Origin of the sequence: Acinetobacter sp. 226-1 (assembly GCF_030329325.1) — a bacterium.
GTDB classification, from domain to species: Bacteria; Pseudomonadota; Gammaproteobacteria; order Pseudomonadales; family Moraxellaceae; genus Acinetobacter; species Acinetobacter sichuanensis.
Genome location: NZ_JACANU010000011.1, coordinates 1 through 19493, shown reverse-complemented (window position 1 = coordinate 19493; position 19493 = coordinate 1). Strand labels below are relative to the sequence as shown.

Sequence of the window (19493 nt, the reverse complement as noted above, 5' to 3'; positions counted from 1 at the left end):
CAAGACCTACGTCCATGTAGGTCTTGAAATAGGTAAAATTGATAGCAATTAACCAGTAACTAAATTTGTAAGATGTTGTTGAATCCCTTTCCATTCATCTTTCACAATACTATAAATCACCGTATCTCGAATTGAACCATCTTTTCTTAAAGCATCCTGACGTAAAACCCCATCACGTTTTGCTCCAATTCGTTCAATCGCTTTTTGGCTTTTTAGGTTCAAAATATCTGTACGTAAAATAACTGAATTGAGTTGTAAAACTTCAAAAGCATGTTGCAACAAAAGAAATTTGCACTGCGTATTAATATGGGTACGTTGCACAGATTGTGCATACCACGTATAACCTATTTCTACTCGGCGCACATCCCAATCAAAATCTCGAAAACTGGTTGTACCCACAATCAGCCCTGTATGTTGATCCATGACCACAAAAGGAATACGTGTACCTTCAGATTTTTGCGCTAAAGCTTTACGAATATATATTCCCATTTCTAAATAATGAGGCACAGACGTATAATGTAACTCCCATAAGCGACCATCTTGACAGACTTTCATCAAGTCTGGTTCATGTTCTTCACGCATGGCAATAAGTTGTACTTGGTTTTGATAAAGTGAAGCATATAGCGTAGAAAATAGGTCTTGATTCATGGCACATACACCACTACAAAGAAAGCTCTCGCCTATTTTCCACGCTATTTTTTAAAATTTTATGATCAAAATATGATGTTTTAATGACTTTATAACCAAATTAATATTTGAATCGACTTTTCAAAAATATAAAGCTTAGATCGCCAAAGCCAAACATATCACGCCAATTAATCCTAAAAATAATCCTACTAAGTTGAATAATTTCAATTTTTCTTTAAAAACAATCAGTCCAGCAGCAACACCCAATAGCACCACCAAAATATTCATACCTGCAAAAACAATAGCTGGGGAATCCTTTAACAACATATGTGCCTTAACATACAGTGCAATATTGGCAAAATTTAATAGCCCTAAAGCAACACCAGCCATCACATTTTTACTTTGCCATTGTGTTTTTTTAAGTACCAAATAAACAGTCGTAAAGATAAACGCTGCAATAAACATTAAGTTTAATGTCACAGCAAATTGTAACCCCAAACTCGTTGTATATTTTAATAAAATATCAACCAGCGCATAACCAATCCACACACTCAGTAAAAAGAAAACGCCTTTTTGTTCAACGGTATGTTCAACTGATTGTTTTTGTGAAAGAACAATAAAAAGTACTGCAACTATTCCTAGAACCGTACCCACCATTTTCAAGGTATTAAACTGTTCTTGAAATAAAAAATAAGCTGCCAATAAAGACAAAACTACGGATAAACGCTGAGCAAGTTCAGTTTTGAGAATACCTGCTGTTTGCAAAGATTTTGCTAGACATAAAAAAATACTGGGTAAAACCACGCCTAAAACAATAATCAGCCACCATGGTGTATTCGAAATTGAAATATGAGCAAGATCAGGTTTAAACCAAAAATAACTTAAAATACTGGCTATTACATAATTCCATGCAATCATTTGCAAGGTATCATAACCTTTGTTTTTTGCAATTTTAAGCAGGATCGAAACCAGTACACTACACAAGGCTGCTGAAAAAATAAGCTCCATTACGATCCTTTTATTCCATTTTTAGTTCAAGAAAAAGCCCACAAAATGTGGGCTTTTATTTTATAAATAATCTAATAACAATTATTTATAACGTTCAACCATTTTCTCTAAAGAAATTGGACGAATTTTATCTGCATTACCTGCTGTACCAAATGCTGTATAACGATCTACACAGATTTGTTTCATCGCATCTACAGTTTTAGCGAAGAATTTACGTGGATCAAATTCGCTTGGCTGTTCAGCCATCATGCGACGCATTGCGCCTGTAGATGCTAAACGTAAATCTGTATCGATGTTGATTTTACGTACACCGTGTTTGATTGCTTCAACCAATTGTTCAACAGGAACACCATAAGTTTCTTTGATGTCGCCGCCATATTGGTTAATCACAGCCAACCACTCTTGCGGTACAGAACTTGAACCGTGCATCACCAGATGTGTATTTGGCAATGCCGCATGAATTTCTTTAATACGGTCAATTGCCAAAATGTCGCCTGTAGGTGGACGTGTAAATTTGTACGCACCGTGTGAAGTACCTACAGCAATTGCAAGCGCATCAACATTCGTATCGGCAACAAAGCTACGAGCTTCTTCAACAGAAGTGAGAAGTTGTGAATGGTCAAGTACGCCTTCTGCGCCTACGCCATCTTCTTCACCCGCCATACCTGTTTCAAGGCTACCCAAACAACCAATTTCACCCTCAACAGAAACACCACATGCATGTGCCATTTGAACTGTACGACGAGTGACATCAACATTATATTCATAAGATGTTGGTGTTTTGCCATCTGCACCCAAAGAACCATCCATCATCACTGATGAAAAGCCTAATTGGATTGAACGTTGACATACATCAGGGTCTGTACCATGATCTTGATGCATTACCACTGGAATATGTGGCCATTCTTCAATCGCTGCCAAAATAAGGTGACGTAAGAATGGAGCACCTGCATATTTACGCGCACCAGCCGAAGCTTGCACGATTACAGGTGAATTTGTTTCATCTGCGGCTAACATGATTGCACGCATTTGTTCTAAGTTGTTTACGTTAAACGCTGGAACGCCGTAATTGTGTTCACCGGCATGATCCAAGAGCTGGCGCAATGAAATAAGAGCCATAATATCCTCCCAGGTAATGTGGCATATTCTACCCTGTGATTTGTTTCAATTCAGCAACAATATTGACTATTTCAAAAAAAAGCCCTGCAAATGCAGGGACTTTTAACAAATAACAACAAAGCGATTTAAATTATTGAGCTTTTGCAGGTTCTTCAGCTGCTTCAGGTGTTGCCGCATCTGCTGGTGCATTGGCTTTCTCAGCAGGAACATCTGTATTTTTTTCATCTAATACAGGTTGATCCAATGCATCAATCGCTGCTTGTTGTTCTGGTGTTACTTTTTCTGAAGTCGCTTCAGGTGCAACCGCGGCAGAGCTTGAACCTTGCTCAGCAGCAGGTGCTTTTTCTTGTTTTGAACAAGCGACTAAAGTTAAAGGAGCAATAAGAAGTACAGCAAGTGCAAGATTTAATTTCATCACATTTTTCCACAACGGGTGATTTAATAGCACTCAGTTTATTTCAGATATATTTCATTTTCATGACTAAAAAGTGAATAAACCATTGTGCTTTATGTCACTTTTATTTAATAACTTTCAATAAGTGCTCAACAGTCTGTGATTGCTATTTATTTTAAGCCATCTACACATTGTTAATGTATAACGGTCTACTCTTGTATGCTTTGCTTATACTTTAAATATCACATAAATTTTTAAAAATGCATTAAACATCAAATATTATGTTAATTTTCACGTATTTTACTTACATAAAAATCACATATCACAACACATTAAACATATTTTCTTCTTTAAAGTTCGGACTCTCGTTTTAAACTTATTTTTTTAAGGATTATACATGAAAACTGTATCTAAGCTTTGTCTTGCTGCTCTCATTTCTACACAATGTGCAATTGCTATTGCTGCTGAAAATCAAGCAGAAACACCTACTGCGACTGAAGCTATTGCTCAAGAAACTGTCGTTGTGTCAGAAGCTTCTGCTAGTGCAGTTGTAGCAACTGAAGAAGCTGCAAAATAAGTTTAAATCAATTAAAAGCCTTATATCAACGTGAGGCTTTTAGTTGATACTTATTCATTTGTAAATGTGATTTTTCAACTAAAAATAGCCATCAAAACCACTTATCTTCAATGAACATAACGCGCATTTTTAACGTTTCTAACCCGCTTTCTAAAACCCATATTATAAAAAATAGTTTTTGATTTTTTTGATCATTCAACACTTCTCCGTACTCAAAGTGAAAATTAGCATTCTATGACATAAAATTTTATACTCATGTCAACTTTAGCATTTAGATTAATTATGGCGCTCCTAATTCTACAAAAAGAACATGATGAAAGTAGTTTTTGTCCTCTTTGTAAAGCCTCTATGTTTCTCGTTTCAGCTGAACTCAATGATGTTCCTTTAGAATATTTTGAGTGCACACATTGTGAGCATAAAATATCTGAATCAGATGCGATGCAGTGTACTTGTCAAAACTGTTCTCAAAACTTACTTTCACCTAAAGATGAAGCCAGTCCAAATCATAAAAAGGTTTTAAATATACGTCCACTTTCAAGTTTATATTTAATTGATAAATTATTTTTGCTCTCTGTTTTAGAAAAAACCATACATAATGATTATTTTGAGCATGAGTTTATTAATTTTGAAAAATTAAAATGGGAAAAATTAGCCTCGACTTATTCTCTACAAAATACGATTCTCTATCGGCTTGAAAAATATCATGTGATTAGTAAAAGAAAAATGATCACTTTAAAAGATGATGACAATAGCTATTATCTTGATGTTCGAGTTGACCGCTTTTTAGAACCATCACTATACACAATTTATCAAAGATTAAGACAATGGTTTTTTGAAGATTTTAAATATGGCGCACCATTTCAACAAGCTGAGGAAGTAAAAAATACGCTATTCATTATTTTTTATAATGAAATTGTTGAATTTACTCAATATTATTGTAAAAGATTAGGTGTTAAATTTTCAGGAAATAAAAAATTTAAGGATTATTGCGATTATTTATTAAACTATTTATCCTTAGGTCAAATTTATTATATGATTCAAACTGCATTAGATTATTTACACCAACAAAATAATGCGCTTGATCTTCAAAATACAGATTTTAATAATACCAACAAACTCCGTAAAACCCTTGAAGAATATCGTCGAACATCGATTGAAAGAAAATTTGAAATTTCAACCTTACCTCGTCCATTCGATTTAAAATTCAGTCGTATGAGTGAAATATTTTTATTCCAATTTATTAAATTAGATGAAAATTATATTGCTCAAACGATTCAGCATATTTGGCATAATATCAAACCGCGTATGGAGTTTTTTTCAAAATTTAATTGTATGCACTGTGGCTCTACAGAATTAAGTATCGAATATGATGCCAACAACTCAATTTCAACATTTTGTAATCGTTGTAAACACCAAGACCATTACTTTACTCAGTAAGGACTGAATATGAATCAGCTTGAAAATATTTCTGCACAATCCATTCAAACAGAAACTTTACTTGAGAAAGTGATCGAAGCTTGGACATTACTACATACACAACAACCCTTGGTTCACTGTATTACCAATAGTGTTGCAGCTAATTATGTTGCAAATGTTCTACTTGCCGCAGGGGCTTCTCCTGCCATGATTGACAACCCTTTTGAAGCTGAAAGTTTTGCAAATATCGCCTCAGCCCTAAGTATAAACCTTGGTACGCCAACAACAGAACAAATGCAAGCAATGAAAATTGCTGCTCAAACTGCTCAAATCAAAGCAATGCCTTGGGTACTTGATCCTGTCGGTTATGGTGCATTTTTAAAGTGGCGTAGCGAAATGGTCGATCAACTTGTTTTATTAAAACCCACGATTATTCGCGGTAATGCTTCAGAAATCAGTACGCTAGCAGGAAATCAAGTACAATCCAAAGGTGTAGATAGTACGCTTGCAAGTGATGATGTTTATCAAACCGCCTTAACACTTTTAGAATGTACCGAATGTGTTGCAATCTCAGGTGAGTCTGATTTTATTCTATCAAAAGAATTAGACATCACCATTAAAGTCAATGGTGGCAGTTATTTACAACCCAAAGTGACTGCAACAGGTTGTGCTTTAGGTGCCTTAATTGCAGCCTATGGTGCTGTTACAACGCCCACATTAGCAGCATTAGCAGCACATATCCATTTTGCTATAGCAGGTAAACTCGCTTTTGAAAAAACGCAATCTGTAGGCAGTTTTAATGTGGCATTTCTAGATGCAATTTATGAAATAAATGCCGAAAAAATTTATGAATATGCCGACTTTGAGGTTTTAAAATAATTTAATGCTAAAAGGCTTCTTTGAATTAAGTCATCTAGAAAGAAGCCTAAAATATTTGATAATTAAATAGAGCTTCAATCTATTGGCAGTTTTTGGTTCATAATCCAATAAATGTTTTAAATCATGAGATCATCGGTTAAATCACACAAACACTGAAGGTTAAATATGCATCATGCTATATTAAGTCATATTAAAAAAATTGAAGATTATTGGAAATATACGCTCCCCTTATATTATCAAAAAGTTCTAATTCATATTATTCAAGACCAAGCTATTTTTGAAGTTGAATGTAAAGAGAATGAAGAAGACGTTTTTATTTGTTTTTATAATGCTTTTGACCTCATTGAACGTAATAAAACCTACCAAATCCAAGTTCATGAGCCTCATTATTTAATGATTGGACAAGAAGGTGATCAGGGATATTTCATTTCCAATATCGAAAATGATTTGACTTTATATTGTTTAGATCTAGGTGCGATTGGTCGCTTAGACATGCAACCATTTACACAAGATCTCAATATTTTATTTCTATAAGTTTCTCATGAAATCTTGTGTAAAAAAATCAGGCTAAGACTTGCACCTTAATAATTTCAATGTCTATTTGGCTGACCTTAAAGCTCACATCTAAATTAGAAAATTTCATTTTATACACACGTGATTCATCTTCTTGATAGGCTGGACGTGGGTCTAAAGACAGCACTTGTTCAAGTTCATATTGCGTTTGTGCTGTAATTTTCTGAGTTTTCAATAAGTTTTCTAAAGTTAATTGTACATTTTCAGACCAAACAACTTTTTTTCTGATCGGCTCTTGTTGTGCATAACCACTCGTCGCATTCATCAGAGCATCTGAATATTGAATATAAGGCTTGATATCAATGATCGGTGTGCCTTCTAATAGGTCACTTCCTGTTAAATAAATACGCACCGATTTTCCTACTTTTTCCACTTTTTTAAGTTGTACGACCGACAAACCTATAGGTGCAGGACGATACATACTGCGTGTTGCAAACACGCCTATTTTTTTGTTCCCCCCTAAACGTGGCGGACGAACTTGTGGTCTAAATTTTTGATTTTCTTCTATATTCTTATTTTCATGAAATTGCCAAACCAACCATAAATGACTAAATTCTTCAATTCCTTCAAAGGCTAAAAGATCATTATAAGGTGCAAGCATCTCGATATAAGATTCAACTTGTACCAAATTTGGTTGGCGTGGAATACCAAATTTTTCCTTGTAAGGAGAATGCATATAACCAATAATAGGCAAAGTCAACTCAGTCATAATCACTTTTTCTGATAAGCTCAATTAAATATATTCAGTTTATCGAGAATGATTTTAGATTAGAATAGTAAGCTGTTCTAATTTGATAATTTATTGAGACCTTTAATGGCTGCTTTCAACGTCGAAAAGATTACTCACGTACACCACTGGAATGACACATTATTCAGTTTTAAAACGACACGTGATACCACTTTACGTTTTAAAAATGGTCAATTTGTGATGATTGGACTTGAAGTCAATGGTAAGCCTTTAATGCGTGCTTATTCTATTGCAAGTGCTAACTACGAAGAAGAGTTAGAGTTTTTCTCTATTAAAGTACCAGATGGTCCTTTAACTTCAATTTTACAAAAAGTAAAAGTCGGCGATGATATCCTTATTTCAAAAAAACCAACAGGAACATTAGTTCTTGATGATTTAAATCCGGGTAAAAATTTATATCTTCTTTCTTCAGGCACAGGTCTTGCACCGTTTTTGTCAACGATTCGTGACCCTGAAACTTATGAACGCTTTGAAAAAATCATTGTTGTTCACGGCACACGTTTTATTTCAGAACTAGCTTATCAAGATCTAATCTTAGATGAACTTCCAAATCACGAGTTTTTCCAAGAATTAGGTATTCGTGAAAAATTAGTGTATTACCCAACTGTGACACGTGAAGACTTCCATACGCAAGGTCGTGTAACTACTGCAATTGAATCAGGTCAACTATTTGAAAAAATTGGTTTACCACGTTTCAACCCTGAAACTGACCGTGCAATGTTATGTGGTAGCCCTGCTTTCCTTGATGATGTTGCAGCTTTACTTGACCAACATGGTCTTAAAGAATCACCAAAAATGGGTGTGTTAGGTGACTATGTGATCGAACGCGCATTTGTAGAAAAATAATTATTGTTTCAATATAAAAACCGAGTCTAAGCACTCGGTTTTTTATCACCCAAAAAATATAAATTGAGATTATTTTCCTCTCTTATGCTTCAAAACAATCAAAAGTGTTTATTTTAAGAAAAATATTCAACAAGCTTCAACTGATTAAGTACATCATACCCAATCTTTAAAATACAAATTAATTCATATTTTTCAATACAATATATTCTAATTACACATTTCAAGCGCTGTTATATTTTCTTTCTTAACATAATTTTTGGATATTTTTTAATACCTAGCAGTGTTGTCAATCGTTGCTGTTGACTTATGTAAAATTACGCTATATAAATTAATAATGATACGAAATGTATCATTATATGGATATTATAAAAACAGGACGTAAAACAATGATCGGGCTTATCGGAATAATCCTGTCTTTGATATTGCTGATGTATTTAGCGTATCGAGGCTACAGTGTCATCATACTTGCACCACTATTGGCACTTTTTGCTGTACTTTGGAGTGGACTTAGTCACGAAGTATTAGGTTTTTATTCTCAAATTTTTATGACAGGTCTAGGCGGTTACATCATCAAATATTTCCCTTTATTTTTGTTGGGAGCAGTATTTGGTAAATTAATGGATGACTCAGGTTCAGCAAAAACAATTGCGAATTTTTTTGTTGAAAAATTAGGGCATAAACGTGCCATGTTATCGATTGTATTATCTTGTGCAATCTTAACTTATGGCGGTGTGTCATTATTTGTGGTTGGTTTTGCAGTATTTCCAATCGCGGCTGCATTATTTAAAGAATTAGGTATTCCAAAACGTCTGATTCCAGCAGCTATTGTATTAGGTGCTCTTACATTTACCATGACAGCACTTCCTGGTACACCTGCTATTCAAAATGCGATTCCAATGCCATTTTTTAATACAGACTTATATGCAGCACCAGGTTTAGGAATTCTAGCCTCTATTTTTATTTTGTTTTCAGGTATGTGGTGGCTCAATAAACGTGTTAATTCAGCACATTTAAACCAAGAAGGTTATGGTCAACATATTGAAAGCCATTATTATTCTAATGAGTTAACGCAAGGCGAAAGTCCGAGTTTAATGATCGCCATGACTCCGATTTTTGTCGTCATCATTACCAACCTTGTTTTAACTAAACTTATTTTACCAAATCTAGATACTGCTTATTTAGCAACGGATAAATTTGGGAATACTTCTCTCAGTTCTGTTGTTGGTTTATGGGCAATCATTTGCGCACTGATTCTTGCTTGCCTCACGATCATTGTTTTAAATTGGAAATACATTGCAGATTTAAAAGATTCTTTACAACAAGGCGTGTCTTCATCATTTTTGCCGATTTTCAATACTGCCTCTGAAGTTGGTTATGGTTCTGTTATTGCTTCATTAGCAGGATTTATTATTTTACGTGATTTTTTAGTCGGACTTGCACCCAATAACCCGCTTATTTCCGAAGCGATTGTCATTAACGTACTGGCTGGTATCACAGGCTCGGCTTCTGGTGGTTTAAGTATTGCACTCAATACGATGGGTGAAACTTATATGAATTTAGCGCAACAATTTTCCATTTCTCCAGAACTCATGCATCGGGTCGCTTCCATGGCATCTGGTGCACTTGACTCACTTCCTCATAATGGTGCTGTTATTACGATCATCGCTTTATGTGGTTTAACACATAAACAATCTTACTATGACATGTTCATTATTGCTGTGATTATTCCATTAATCGCATTAATAGGCGTAATTACGCTTGGCACAATGTTTGGTTCTTTTTGACTCAATAATTTAAAAATGATAAATGACAAGGAAATTTTATGTCACATAGTATTCAACTCCCTCGTATGATGGAAATTGGTAAAAATTCGCGCAGTAAACTGCCTGATATTCTGGCTGCATTGGGTTGTAAAAAGCCCTTAATTATTACTGATAAAGTGATGGTGTCTTTAGGTTATATCGCTAAAATTCAAGATATTTTGAATAGTGCTGGTATTGATTCTGATTACTTTGACCAAACCATTCCAGAACCGACTTCGAGTTCTATTGAAGCAGGCGTTAAACATGTCAAAACACATCAATATGATGCCATTATTGCTGTTGGTGGCGGTAGTCCAATTGACAGCGCAAAAGCGATCAGTATCTTAGGAAAGTTTGGTGGCAATATTCGTGACTATAAATTTCCCCGCCAAGTCAATGAAACAGGTTTACCGATCATTGCCATTCCAACGACAGCAGGTACAGGCTCTGAATGTACTCGTTTCACCATTATTACTGATGATGCCACAAGTGAAAAAATGCTGTGTGCAGGAATTGGTTTTTTACCTGTCGCAGCTATTGTGGACTATGAGCTGACCATGTCGTTGCCTGCACGTACTACGGCAGATACAGGTATAGATGCTTTAACACATGCGATTGAAGCTTATGTGAGCAAAAAAGCCAGCTTATATAGTGATGCCCAAGCACTTGCAGCAATGAAGCTCATCGCTCCAAATTTACAAAAAGCCTATCACCAACCTGATAATGAGCAAGTTCGTGAAAAAATGATGCTTGGCTCTACCCTTGCAGGAATTGCTTTTTCCAATGCCTCTGTAGCGTTGGTACATGGAATGAGTCGTCCGATTGGTGCATTTTTCCACGTTCCACATGGGCTTTCAAACGCCATGCTTTTACCAAGCATTACGGCTTATTCAATTCAAGCAGCGCCTGAACGTTATGCAGATTGCGCTAAAGCAATGGGTGTTGCACATATTGATGACTCACATGACAGTGCTAATGAAAAATTGGTTCAAGCTTTAATCGAAATTAATCGCGATTTGCAAGTTCCCACATTGGCTGAGTTTGGTGTACAAAAAGCTGATTTTGATCAAGTTGTGCAAACAATGGCTGAACAAGCTTTAGCTTCAGGTTCTCCAAACAACAATCCACGTGTTCCAAGCGTCAGTGAAATGGTGCAGTTATACCAACAACTTTGGTCATAACTAAACTTTTTAAATGCATTAAATACACCACACTTTTATAACAACTCAATGATTTAACAGTTTTTTCAGAGGAAATTTATCATGGATATGATCGGACATTTTATCAATGGTGCTATCAATTACGACCATACACGCACTCAAGCAGTTTATCATCCATCAGAAGGGATACAGGGCAAAGAAGTTGCAATTGCAAGTAAAGTCACGGTTGAACAAGCGATTGCTGCCGCAGAAGCTGCTTTTCCTGAATGGCGTAATACACCTGTCATTAAACGTGCACGTGTTATGTTTAAATTCAAAGAATTACTTGAAAAAAATGCTGATAAAATTTGCCAGCTCATTGGTGAAGAACACGGTAAAATTGTGCATGATGCCGCAGGTGAATTACAACGAGGTATTGAAAATGTCGAATATGCTTGTGGTGCACCCGAGTTTTTAAAAGGCGAATTTAGTAAAAATGTTGGACCTTCTATTGATTCTTGGAGTGAATTCCAACCTCTCGGTGTCGTTGCAGGAATTACGCCATTTAATTTCCCTGTGATGGTACCACTCTGGATGTTCCCTATGGCAATCGTCTGTGGCAATACTTTTGTGTTAAAACCTTCAGAACGTGATCCTTCATCAACCTTATTTATTGCACAACTTTTAAAAGAAGCAGGTTTACCCGATGGTGTATTAAATGTTGTGAATGGCGATAAAGAAGCGGTTGATACATTGCTCCATGACCCACGTGTAGAGGCTGTCAGTTTTGTAGGTTCAACGCCAATCGCTGAATATATTTATAGTACAGCAACTGCCCAAGGTAAGCGTTGCCAAGCTTTGGGCGGGGCAAAAAATCATGCCATTGTCATGCCAGATGCCGACTTAGATAACGTTGTGAGTTCACTTCTTGGTGCTGCCTTTGGCTCATCAGGTGAACGCTGTATGGCGCTCTCTGTCGCTGTTGCTGTCGGTGATCAAATCGCTGATGAAATGATTGAAAAATTATCTGAAGCAATGCAATCCCTAAAATATGGGCATTTTTCAGATAAAAATAATGATTTTGGTGCTGTGATTACAGCACAACATAAAACCAAAGTCGTTGGTTACATCGACAGTGCAGAACAACAAGGTGCCAAGATTGTCGTTGATGGTCGAAAAGCTGCTCCTGCTGGCTATGAAAATGGTTTTTATGTGGGTGCAACACTCATTGATCAAGTTCAACCTGAAATGACCAGCTATAAAGAAGAAATTTTTGGTCCTGTATTACAAGTGGTACGTGTAAATAGCATGCAAGAGGCAATGGATTTAATCAATGCGCATGAATATGGTAATGGCACCTGTATTTATACCCGTGATGGTGAAGCAGCACGCTATTTTAGTGATCATATCAAAGTAGGGATGGTTGGTATTAACATTCCACTACCAGTGCCAGTGGCTTACCATAGTTTTGGTGGTTGGAAACGTTCATTATTTGGTGATTTATCTGCGTATGGTCCAGATGGTGCACGTTTTTATACACGCCGCAAAACCATTACTCAACGTTGGCCAACAGCAAATGTCCGTGAAGGTGCACAATTTGCCATGCCAACTTTAAACTAAATTTAATCTCTTTCACGATGAAAAAAACCGCAATAACCATTGCGGTTTTTCTTGTTAAATCTGATGGTTTATTTGATGTTGATCAGTTGCTCCAAATCCTGTGCTGCTTGACGCAATAAAGGTTCGAAGTTTAATAAATCCTGTAGTGATTTACGTATAGTCGGCGCATGCGTATACAAACAGGCAATAATTGCATCATCTTTTAAAATAGGCACTGAACAAGCCACCATTCCTGCAATAAATTCCTCATCATCTGTTCCCAATTGCTGCTCAAAAATTTGTTTTAAATTTTGTGCGAGTAAATGAGGCTCAACAATGGTATTTTTTGTGAGTGAGCAAATTGGCAAAAGTTCTAAAATTTTCTTTTGTCGCTCAACAGCTAAAAAACTTAAAAAGAGTTTACCACTTGAAGTACACCATAACGGTACAGTTGAACCTACAGGTAAATAAACTTGTAAGGGCCAATTGGTTTGTACTCGGTCGGTATACAGCATTTGGTTATCATTTAAAATTGCAATACCACAGGTTTCTCCAATTTGATCAGAAAGTTTCTGTAAAATTGCCATGCGTTCCATTTTACGTGGTTCTTGCTCCCATGAGCTGATCAGCAATTTATAAGTGCGATCACCAATCACATAGCCGCCATAAGCATCATATTTCACAAAACCTTGGCTTTCTAAGGTTTGTAATAAACGATGAATACTCGGTTTAGGAATATCCAATTCAACCGCTAAGTCTAAAGGCGTAGGTGGATGTTTCGCAGTCGAAATTGCTTCAAGAATATCAAGCACTCTGGTAATAGAAGAACCTTTTTTATTCATTTTTTCATTTCATTAAAACATAAATCAATTCAGTTTAAGTTAACATAAGATACTGTAGGTATAAATCTTTATTCTATTTTTCCAAGCTTATATATTGCATGATTTAAATTAAAAATTTTTAGGCTAAATAAAATAAAAAAATAATCATCAACAATATAAATCGTTTGTTTGTGGTGAAAAACTTTATCTTAAATGTAGCTAAATCGTTACCCAAAAACATATTGTCATTATAAATCAATAGAATATTTCACTCGCAATTTAATAGAGGTTTTAATTTTGGAAAAGTTTACTTTTATCCAAAACATCCAAGATTGGTCAGATCAATATCCTTGGTTAGAAATGTTGACATCCTTGAGTATTCTGATCTTGTTTGCATTACTTGCTAATTTTATTGCGAAACAAATCGTTGTACGAGGTATTCGTCAACTGATTTCTAAATTAAAATTTGCTCATAGTGAAATTCTATCAGAACATAGTGTCATTCGCCGTATCGCAAATATTGTTCCTGCGATTATTATTATTAATGGAATTTTAACTGTTCCTCATTTATCTGTTAAAGTTATTACTGTTATTCAAATGCTTTCTCAAGCATTTATTTTTCTGACAATCGCATTAGCAATTAGTGAATGTCTCAGTATTTTTAATTTATTTTATCAAAATACTCCTAAATCACGTAATAAACCCATCAAAGGTTATTTACAACTTGTTAAATTAATTATTTATATTGTTTGTGGTTTATTAATTTTAGGTACATTTTTAAAGAAAGATGTCTTTAGTTTACTTGCAGGCTTTGGTGCAATGGCGGCTGTACTTATGCTCGTTTTTCAAAATACGATTTTGTCAGTTGTCGCATCGGTACAAATTTCCTCTTATGATATGGTACGTATTGGCGATTGGATTGAAATGCCTTCTCTCAATGCAGATGGTGATGTCATTGATATGTCATTACATACGATTACTGTACAAAATTTTGATAAAACATTTACCACTATTCCAACCAACAAACTCGTCACTGATACTTTTAAAAATTGGCGTGGAATGAAACAGTTAGGTGCTAGGCGTATTAAACGCTCTATTTTTATAGATCAAAATAGTGTGCATTTCCTAAGTGCTCAGGAGCAGAAAAAACTAAATGCTTTTTTATTATTAAATACCTATTTAGATGAAAAACAGAGCGAATTAAAAGAGTTTAATCAACAGTTTTTAAATGATGCAACATTCAACCAACGTCGCTTAACGAATATAGGAACTTTTCGTGCTTATGTTACCGCTTATTTAAAGCAGCATTCGGGTATTTCTCAAACTCAAACGGTTATGGTCAGACAAATGCAACCAACCAGTGAAGGTTTACCATTGGAAATTTATGCTTTTGCCAATACCACAATTTGGGGAGATTACGAGATGATTCAATCTGATATTTTTGATCATCTGATGGCAATCTTACCTGAGTTTGGTTTGAAAATTTATCAAGCCCCTTCAGGCTCCGATCTACAAGCCATGTTTCAGCAAAATCATATTGTAAATCACGATCAGCATTTTTCATCTTAAAGATGAATATTTCATTGCACTCGGTTTGGGTGCAATGGAGATTATTTTAAAAAATACAGGGATTAAATGACATTAAAATAATCTACCTTAATTAGATTCACATCTCTCTAGAATTGAGACTAAATCAAATTCTGAAATATTTATTTTTTCCATTATTTTAAGTTTAAACTCTCAATATATTTTTTTTGAAAAAACTTAAGCCAATCAATAGTCTCACTTTCAGCATCTACTGTTTGTAAATCAAATATAAATACTTTTAGTCTTAAAAAAAGATAGTCATCATTTTCAAAAAAGTGCGACTCCATATTCATAATATTTTCCCAATTTTTTACATTTAATTGATCAAATAAAATTTTTAAACTGAAATTATCATTTACCTTTTCTAAAGATAATCGAAAATTTTCCAAAAAGTGATTAATATATGCAACTTTATCTTTCAAATGAAATAGAAACCCTAGTGCCTTGAAGTTACAGCTATTTTTATCTAAATTTAATCTTTCTAATACGCTTAGAAACCAATTTAAGTCGTTCATTCTCTAAAATACTATTTTAAAAATTTAATTTAAACTATTCCAAATCTATATCGGAAAAAAACTAAAGCCCCATTTCGGAGCTTTATATTTACCAATTTCAACTTACAACTTTTCAACCAGAATTCGATCGATTTGCTTTAAACCTGTTTGCTTTTCATGGTTTTTGCGACGGATTTTGATTTGCTTGTCATCTGCTAAATCTTGCAATAACAATTCTACAGCAACCATTGATTCAAGCGGTAAATCTTGACCAATCCATTTTTGCTCACCCGCATCCATTAGCACAATTTCATCGCTAATTTGTTCATAAAGACTCATATTTTCCTCACTTATGGTATTTAGATCACCATATCTCATGAAAACGAAATGACGCAGGACACTATATACCTTTTAATAAAAACTACCAGTAAAATCTGATCAATTTACAAACAATTTATAAAATAAAAAACGCTCCAATTGGAGCGTCTTTAAACAGTTCAATTAAAACATTAAGCTGTTAATTCTTTAACTGCATTTACAACTGCTTCAGTGGTAATACCAAAGTGTTGGAATAATTCTTTAGCAGGTGCAGACTCACCATAAGTGGTCATACCGATCACTTTACCGTCTAAACCTACAAATTTCCACCAGTAGTCTACATGCGCAGCTTCAACCGCTACACGTGCACGAATGTTTGCAGGAAGAACAGCTTCACGGTAAGCAGCATCTTGTTTCACAAATTCTTCAGCACATGGCATAGACACGACACGCACACCTTCAAGTTGTGCATATGCTTCCATTGCCAATGAAACTTCTGAACCTGTTGCAATGATGATCGCTTTCAATTCACCTTTTTCTTTCGCCAACACATAACCACCTTTAGCCACATCAGCAATTTGTTCTGCTGTACGGGTTTGGAATGGTAAGTTTTGACGAGAGAAAATAAGTGCTGTAGGACCTTCGCTACGTAACAATGCAGATTTCCATGAAATAGACGCTTCTACAGTGTCACATGGACGCCAAGTGTTTAAGTTTGGTGTACCACGTAAAGATGCAATTTGTTCGATTGGCTGATGTGTAGGACCATCTTCACCCAAACCGATTGAGTCATGGGTATAGACATGAATTACACGCTGTTTCATCAATGAAGACATACGTACTGCATTACGTGCATATTCCATAAACATCAGGAATGTCGCAACATAAGGAATGAAACCGCCATGTAGTGCTACACCATTGGCAATGGCTGTCATACCAAACTCACGTACACCATAATGTACATAATTACCTGCAGCATCAGACTCAACACCTTTGGCACCTTTCCAAAGCGTCAGGTTAGAACCTGCCAAGTCCGCAGAACCACCTAAAATTTCAGGAAGTTGTGGTGCAAATGCTTGAATTGCATTTTGGCTTGCTTTACGTGTAGCAATGGTTTCAGCTTTTGCATTCACTTCAGCGATATATGCATCTGCTTGAGCAACAAAATCTGTAGGTAAATCACCATTTAAACGACGTTTAAGTTCAGCTGCTTCAGTTGGGTATTTTGCTGCATACGCTGCAAAAACTTCATCCCATGCAGATTCAGATGCAGTGCCTTTGGCTTTAGCATCCCAAGCTGTATAAACATCAGCAGGAATTTCAAATGGACCTTCTGTCCAACCCAACGCTTCACGAGTTAAAGCAATTTCATCATTACCGAGTGGCGCACCGTGGCAATCTTCTTTACCTTGTTTATTTGGTGAACCTAAACCGATCACAGTTTTACAAATGATCAATGTTGGTTTTGCTGTTTCTGCTTGTGCCTCAACAGTTGCAGCACGGATTGCATCAGCATCATGACCGTCTACACGAAGCACTTGCCAACCATAAGCCAAGAAACGTTGTTCAGTATCGTCAGAGAACCAACCTTCTACTTCACCATCAATCGAGATGCCATTGTCATCATAATAAGTGATCAATTTACCCAGATTCAAAGTTCCTGCAAGCGAACATGCTTCATGGGAAATACCTTCCATTAAGCAACCATCACCCAAGAAACAGTAAGTGAAGTGATCAACAACTTTAATGTCTTCTTTGTTGAACTGTGCAGCAAGCGTTTTTTCAGCAAGCGCGAAGCCAACCGCATTGGCAATACCCTGACCTAAAGGACCTGTCGTGGTTTCAATTCCAGGTGCATAACCTAGCTCTGGGTGACCCGGTGTTTTTGAATGCAATTGACGGAATGATTTTAAATCTTCGATTGAAAGATCATAACCTGTCAAATGTAATAATGCATATTGAAGCATTGAGCCATGACCATTTGAAAGTACAAAGCGGTCACGGTTCGCCCATTGTGGATTTGTTGGGTTGTGATTTAAAAACTCACGCCACACCACATCTGCGATATCCGCCATCCCCATTGGCGCACCTGGATGTCCAGAGTTTGCTTTTTGCACAGCATCCATTGCGAGTACACGAATTGCATTGGCAATACGACGTTCATTCAGCGGGGTTGTCATAGATCAAAGTCCAATAAATATAAAAAAATAAGAGAATGAATAAAAATTCAAAACTGCCGTATATTGTCGTAAAAAAAATGAAGGGCGTAAAGCCTGTTCAGCTATAAATATTAAAACGCAACGCAATAGAACAAAAAAACATCAATAAAAAGAACATTACAACATTAAAATGACAAAATTATGATCTTTGTTCTATAAAAAATTCAGTGCCTTAGAATATCTTTATATCACAAATAAAGATTAAAATGCTGATCATGAATCATTTATAAAATTAAGTATTTAGTTGAATAATATAACATTAAAATAATTTGATATTAAATCAAGTTATATACGATAAAATTGATTAATTCGATCTAAAATTTCTTTGCGATCTAATGCAAATTCTTGTCCTTCAAGTGCTGCAATATGATTCACTAAATTTTGAATGTGAGGGCTTAAATCCTGAAAACTACCTTCTAAAGTAAATAAATATGCCTGATAAGCAACCGATAAAGAATCATAAGGTTCTATATTTTTGACGACTTGAGCCAAATCAATCAATAAGTCTTTATCTAATTGTGATAATTTAGCGGTCTGAATTACTTCATTTCTTTCAGCTATTTTAATATTCGCAATACATTCAAATAATAAAGAAGAGGCTTGATTTAAATGAACAGCTTGCTCAGTTAATAAGTGATTATCTACAGTAGACTTCAGTAGAAAAATGATAGAATCTTCTTTTAAATTATAGACATTCATCAAAAATACAATAGCTTGTTGAAAAGTCGTAATAATCCATTCTTTTTTTTCATCTAAATCTTGTTCATAAAAAGCCGTATCATAAATTTGGCTCATTAAGCTATTTTGATAAATATTATTTATAGAAGAATTAAACTGTAAATCATAATAAATTTCTTTTTTAAATTTCCATTTATTTATATTCCACTTATCATCTTCCAAAAGATATTGTTGCTTATTTTCAGTATGATCAAAAATACTAGATTGTGTTGAAATTAAAAATGATTCTATATCAAAATTTTTATTAAGCTCTACAACGAATGCATATATACCACTACTTTTATAATGATAATAAAACTCTTGAAATGTATCACTAATTAACATTTTCAATTGTTCTGTTTGTTTGAGGTTTATATCAATCATACTTATCTCTATAATCTAAAAAAACAGATTTTATTTAAATTAATTATAATCAAATATGAAATTACTTAAAACCTTTATATTAAGAAATATCAAAGTATCATGAAGATGGCTTATTATTTTTATATAAGTAAGGCTAAAACTATCTTTCTTTCCCCCATAAAAAAAGCCCCGTCGCTTTGAGGGGGCTTTTAGATTTAAAAGCTGGCGATGACTTACTCTCACATGG

Annotated in this window: 20 protein-coding genes; 9 read left to right on the top strand and 11 right to left on the bottom strand. The window is 35.0% G+C overall.

Annotation, left to right across the window (positions count from 1 at the left end):
* Window positions 1–48: 48 nt before the first annotated feature.
* The 4 genes from HX124_RS14215 to HX124_RS14200 all read right to left on the bottom strand — a co-directional run bounded on the left by HX124_RS14215 (window position 49) and on the right by HX124_RS14200 (window position 3169).
* Window positions 49–648: a GNAT family N-acetyltransferase gene (locus HX124_RS14215; RefSeq protein ID WP_286383610.1), complete on the bottom strand. Its 600-nt coding sequence runs from the start codon at window positions 646–648 to the stop codon at window positions 49–51.
* A gap of 135 nt (window positions 649–783) precedes the next feature.
* Window positions 784–1635 carry an EamA family transporter gene (locus tag HX124_RS14210; protein WP_286383609.1) on the bottom strand — a complete coding sequence of 284 codons (852 nt, stop codon included), beginning with the start codon at window positions 1633–1635 and terminating at the stop codon, window positions 784–786.
* An 81-nt stretch (window positions 1636–1716) separates the two neighbouring features.
* The gene (gene fba / locus HX124_RS14205; protein WP_107009023.1) at window positions 1717–2754 is read right to left on the bottom strand and encodes a class II fructose-bisphosphate aldolase; all 1038 of its coding nucleotides are present in this window, start codon (window positions 2752–2754) and stop codon (window positions 1717–1719) included.
* A gap of 130 nt (window positions 2755–2884) precedes the next feature.
* A complete protein-coding gene (locus tag HX124_RS14200) occupies window positions 2885–3169 on the bottom strand; it encodes a hypothetical protein (protein ID WP_107009024.1) in 285 nt (94 codons plus the stop codon).
* Window positions 3170–3545: 376 nt separating this feature from the next.
* Here HX124_RS14200 and HX124_RS14195 point away from each other — a divergent pair, with 376 nt between their 5' ends.
* The 4 genes from HX124_RS14195 to HX124_RS14180 all read left to right on the top strand — a co-directional run bounded on the left by HX124_RS14195 (window position 3546) and on the right by HX124_RS14180 (window position 6554).
* Window positions 3546–3725, top strand: coding sequence for a hypothetical protein (locus HX124_RS14195; protein WP_286383607.1), 180 nt, complete (start codon window positions 3546–3548; stop codon window positions 3723–3725).
* Window positions 3726–4007: 282 nt separating this feature from the next.
* Entirely contained in the window at window positions 4008–5162 is a 1155-nt protein-coding gene (locus tag HX124_RS14190) for a hypothetical protein (RefSeq protein WP_286383605.1), read from the top strand.
* A gap of 9 nt (window positions 5163–5171) precedes the next feature.
* Window positions 5172–6020 (top strand): hydroxyethylthiazole kinase, encoded by an 849-nt coding sequence (gene thiM / locus HX124_RS14185; RefSeq protein ID WP_286383604.1) that lies wholly within the window; start codon window positions 5172–5174, stop codon window positions 6018–6020.
* A gap of 165 nt (window positions 6021–6185) precedes the next feature.
* Complete coding sequence (locus tag HX124_RS14180) at window positions 6186–6554, top strand: hypothetical protein (RefSeq protein ID WP_286383603.1); 369 nt, start codon at window positions 6186–6188, stop codon at window positions 6552–6554.
* Window positions 6555–6582: 28 nt separating this feature from the next.
* Here HX124_RS14180 and tsaA read toward each other — a convergent pair whose 3' ends face one another.
* On the bottom strand, window positions 6583–7302 hold the full coding sequence (gene tsaA / locus HX124_RS14175) for a tRNA (N6-threonylcarbamoyladenosine(37)-N6)-methyltransferase TrmO (RefSeq protein WP_286383602.1): 720 nt from the start codon (window positions 7300–7302) through the stop codon (window positions 6583–6585).
* Between the two features lie 105 nt (window positions 7303–7407).
* Between tsaA and HX124_RS14170 the strand changes: the two genes are divergently transcribed.
* The 4 genes from HX124_RS14170 (at window position 7408) to HX124_RS14155 (ending at window position 12748) form a co-directional block, all read left to right on the top strand.
* Complete coding sequence (locus tag HX124_RS14170; protein ID WP_107009029.1) at window positions 7408–8187, top strand: ferredoxin--NADP reductase; 780 nt, start codon at window positions 7408–7410, stop codon at window positions 8185–8187.
* Window positions 8188–8573: 386 nt separating this feature from the next.
* Window positions 8574–9971 (top strand): GntP family permease, encoded by a 1398-nt coding sequence (locus HX124_RS14165; RefSeq protein ID WP_286383662.1) that lies wholly within the window; start codon window positions 8574–8576, stop codon window positions 9969–9971.
* Between the two features lie 38 nt (window positions 9972–10009).
* The gene (locus HX124_RS14160) at window positions 10010–11170 is read left to right on the top strand and encodes an iron-containing alcohol dehydrogenase (protein ID WP_286383601.1); all 1161 of its coding nucleotides are present in this window, start codon (window positions 10010–10012) and stop codon (window positions 11168–11170) included.
* 81 nt (window positions 11171–11251) lie between these two features.
* Entirely contained in the window at window positions 11252–12748 is a 1497-nt protein-coding gene (locus tag HX124_RS14155) for a CoA-acylating methylmalonate-semialdehyde dehydrogenase (RefSeq protein ID WP_286383600.1), read from the top strand.
* A gap of 68 nt (window positions 12749–12816) precedes the next feature.
* On the opposite strand, the gene HX124_RS14150 is transcribed toward HX124_RS14155, so the two are convergent.
* Window positions 12817–13569: an IclR family transcriptional regulator gene (locus HX124_RS14150; protein ID WP_286376979.1), complete on the bottom strand. Its 753-nt coding sequence runs from the start codon at window positions 13567–13569 to the stop codon at window positions 12817–12819.
* A 276-nt stretch (window positions 13570–13845) separates the two neighbouring features.
* Here HX124_RS14150 and HX124_RS14145 point away from each other — a divergent pair, with 276 nt between their 5' ends.
* Entirely contained in the window at window positions 13846–15117 is a 1272-nt protein-coding gene (locus HX124_RS14145; protein ID WP_286383599.1) for a mechanosensitive ion channel family protein, read from the top strand.
* A gap of 152 nt (window positions 15118–15269) precedes the next feature.
* Here the strand turns inward: HX124_RS14145 and HX124_RS14140 are convergent, their stop codons facing one another.
* From HX124_RS14140 to HX124_RS14120, 5 genes are all read right to left on the bottom strand, one after another.
* Window positions 15270–15650, bottom strand: a complete 381-nt coding sequence (locus HX124_RS14140; RefSeq protein ID WP_286383598.1) for a hypothetical protein — start codon at window positions 15648–15650, stop codon at window positions 15270–15272.
* A gap of 102 nt (window positions 15651–15752) precedes the next feature.
* A complete protein-coding gene (locus HX124_RS14135) occupies window positions 15753–15968 on the bottom strand; it encodes a hypothetical protein (RefSeq protein WP_107009034.1) in 216 nt (71 codons plus the stop codon).
* Window positions 15969–16138: 170 nt separating this feature from the next.
* The gene (tkt, locus tag HX124_RS14130; protein ID WP_286383596.1) at window positions 16139–18127 is read right to left on the bottom strand and encodes a transketolase; all 1989 of its coding nucleotides are present in this window, start codon (window positions 18125–18127) and stop codon (window positions 16139–16141) included.
* Between the two features lie 324 nt (window positions 18128–18451).
* Entirely contained in the window at window positions 18452–19267 is an 816-nt protein-coding gene (locus HX124_RS14125) for a hypothetical protein (RefSeq protein WP_286383594.1), read from the bottom strand.
* 39 nt (window positions 19268–19306) lie between these two features.
* On the bottom strand, window positions 19307–19493 hold a 187-nt coding region (locus tag HX124_RS14120), incomplete at its 5' end, for a hypothetical protein (RefSeq protein WP_286383592.1).

What these genes read in the sequence shown, in the direction of transcription:
- HX124_RS14180 (WP_286383603.1), top strand. Translation starts at nt 6,186, where the DNA reads ATGCATCATGCTATATTAAGTCATATTAAAAAAATTGAAGATTATTGG.
- thiM (WP_286383604.1), top strand. Translation starts at nt 5,172, where the DNA reads ATGAATCAGCTTGAAAATATTTCTGCACAATCCATTCAAACAGAAACT.
- HX124_RS14160 (WP_286383601.1), top strand. Translation starts at nt 10,010, where the DNA reads ATGTCACATAGTATTCAACTCCCTCGTATGATGGAAATTGGTAAAAAT.
- fba (WP_107009023.1), bottom strand. Translation starts at nt 2,754, where the DNA reads ATGGCTCTTATTTCATTGCGCCAGCTCTTGGATCATGCCGGTGAACAC.
- HX124_RS14135 (WP_107009034.1), bottom strand. Translation starts at nt 15,968, where the DNA reads ATGAGTCTTTATGAACAAATTAGCGATGAAATTGTGCTAATGGATGCG.
- HX124_RS14125 (WP_286383594.1), bottom strand. Translation starts at nt 19,267, where the DNA reads ATGATTGATATAAACCTCAAACAAACAGAACAATTGAAAATGTTAATT.
- HX124_RS14215 (WP_286383610.1), bottom strand. Translation starts at nt 648, where the DNA reads ATGAATCAAGACCTATTTTCTACGCTATATGCTTCACTTTATCAAAAC.
- HX124_RS14195 (WP_286383607.1), top strand. Translation starts at nt 3,546, where the DNA reads ATGAAAACTGTATCTAAGCTTTGTCTTGCTGCTCTCATTTCTACACAA.
- tsaA (WP_286383602.1), bottom strand. Translation starts at nt 7,302, where the DNA reads ATGACTGAGTTGACTTTGCCTATTATTGGTTATATGCATTCTCCTTAC.
- HX124_RS14190 (WP_286383605.1), top strand. Translation starts at nt 4,008, where the DNA reads ATGGCGCTCCTAATTCTACAAAAAGAACATGATGAAAGTAGTTTTTGT.
- tkt (WP_286383596.1), bottom strand. Translation starts at nt 18,127, where the DNA reads ATGACAACCCCGCTGAATGAACGTCGTATTGCCAATGCAATTCGTGTA.
- HX124_RS14140 (WP_286383598.1), bottom strand. Translation starts at nt 15,650, where the DNA reads ATGAACGACTTAAATTGGTTTCTAAGCGTATTAGAAAGATTAAATTTA.
- HX124_RS14170 (WP_107009029.1), top strand. Translation starts at nt 7,408, where the DNA reads ATGGCTGCTTTCAACGTCGAAAAGATTACTCACGTACACCACTGGAAT.
- HX124_RS14210 (WP_286383609.1), bottom strand. Translation starts at nt 1,635, where the DNA reads ATGGAGCTTATTTTTTCAGCAGCCTTGTGTAGTGTACTGGTTTCGATC.
- HX124_RS14155 (WP_286383600.1), top strand. Translation starts at nt 11,252, where the DNA reads ATGGATATGATCGGACATTTTATCAATGGTGCTATCAATTACGACCAT.
- HX124_RS14165 (WP_286383662.1), top strand. Translation starts at nt 8,574, where the DNA reads ATGATCGGGCTTATCGGAATAATCCTGTCTTTGATATTGCTGATGTAT.
- HX124_RS14200 (WP_107009024.1), bottom strand. Translation starts at nt 3,169, where the DNA reads ATGAAATTAAATCTTGCACTTGCTGTACTTCTTATTGCTCCTTTAACT.
- HX124_RS14150 (WP_286376979.1), bottom strand. Translation starts at nt 13,569, where the DNA reads ATGAATAAAAAAGGTTCTTCTATTACCAGAGTGCTTGATATTCTTGAA.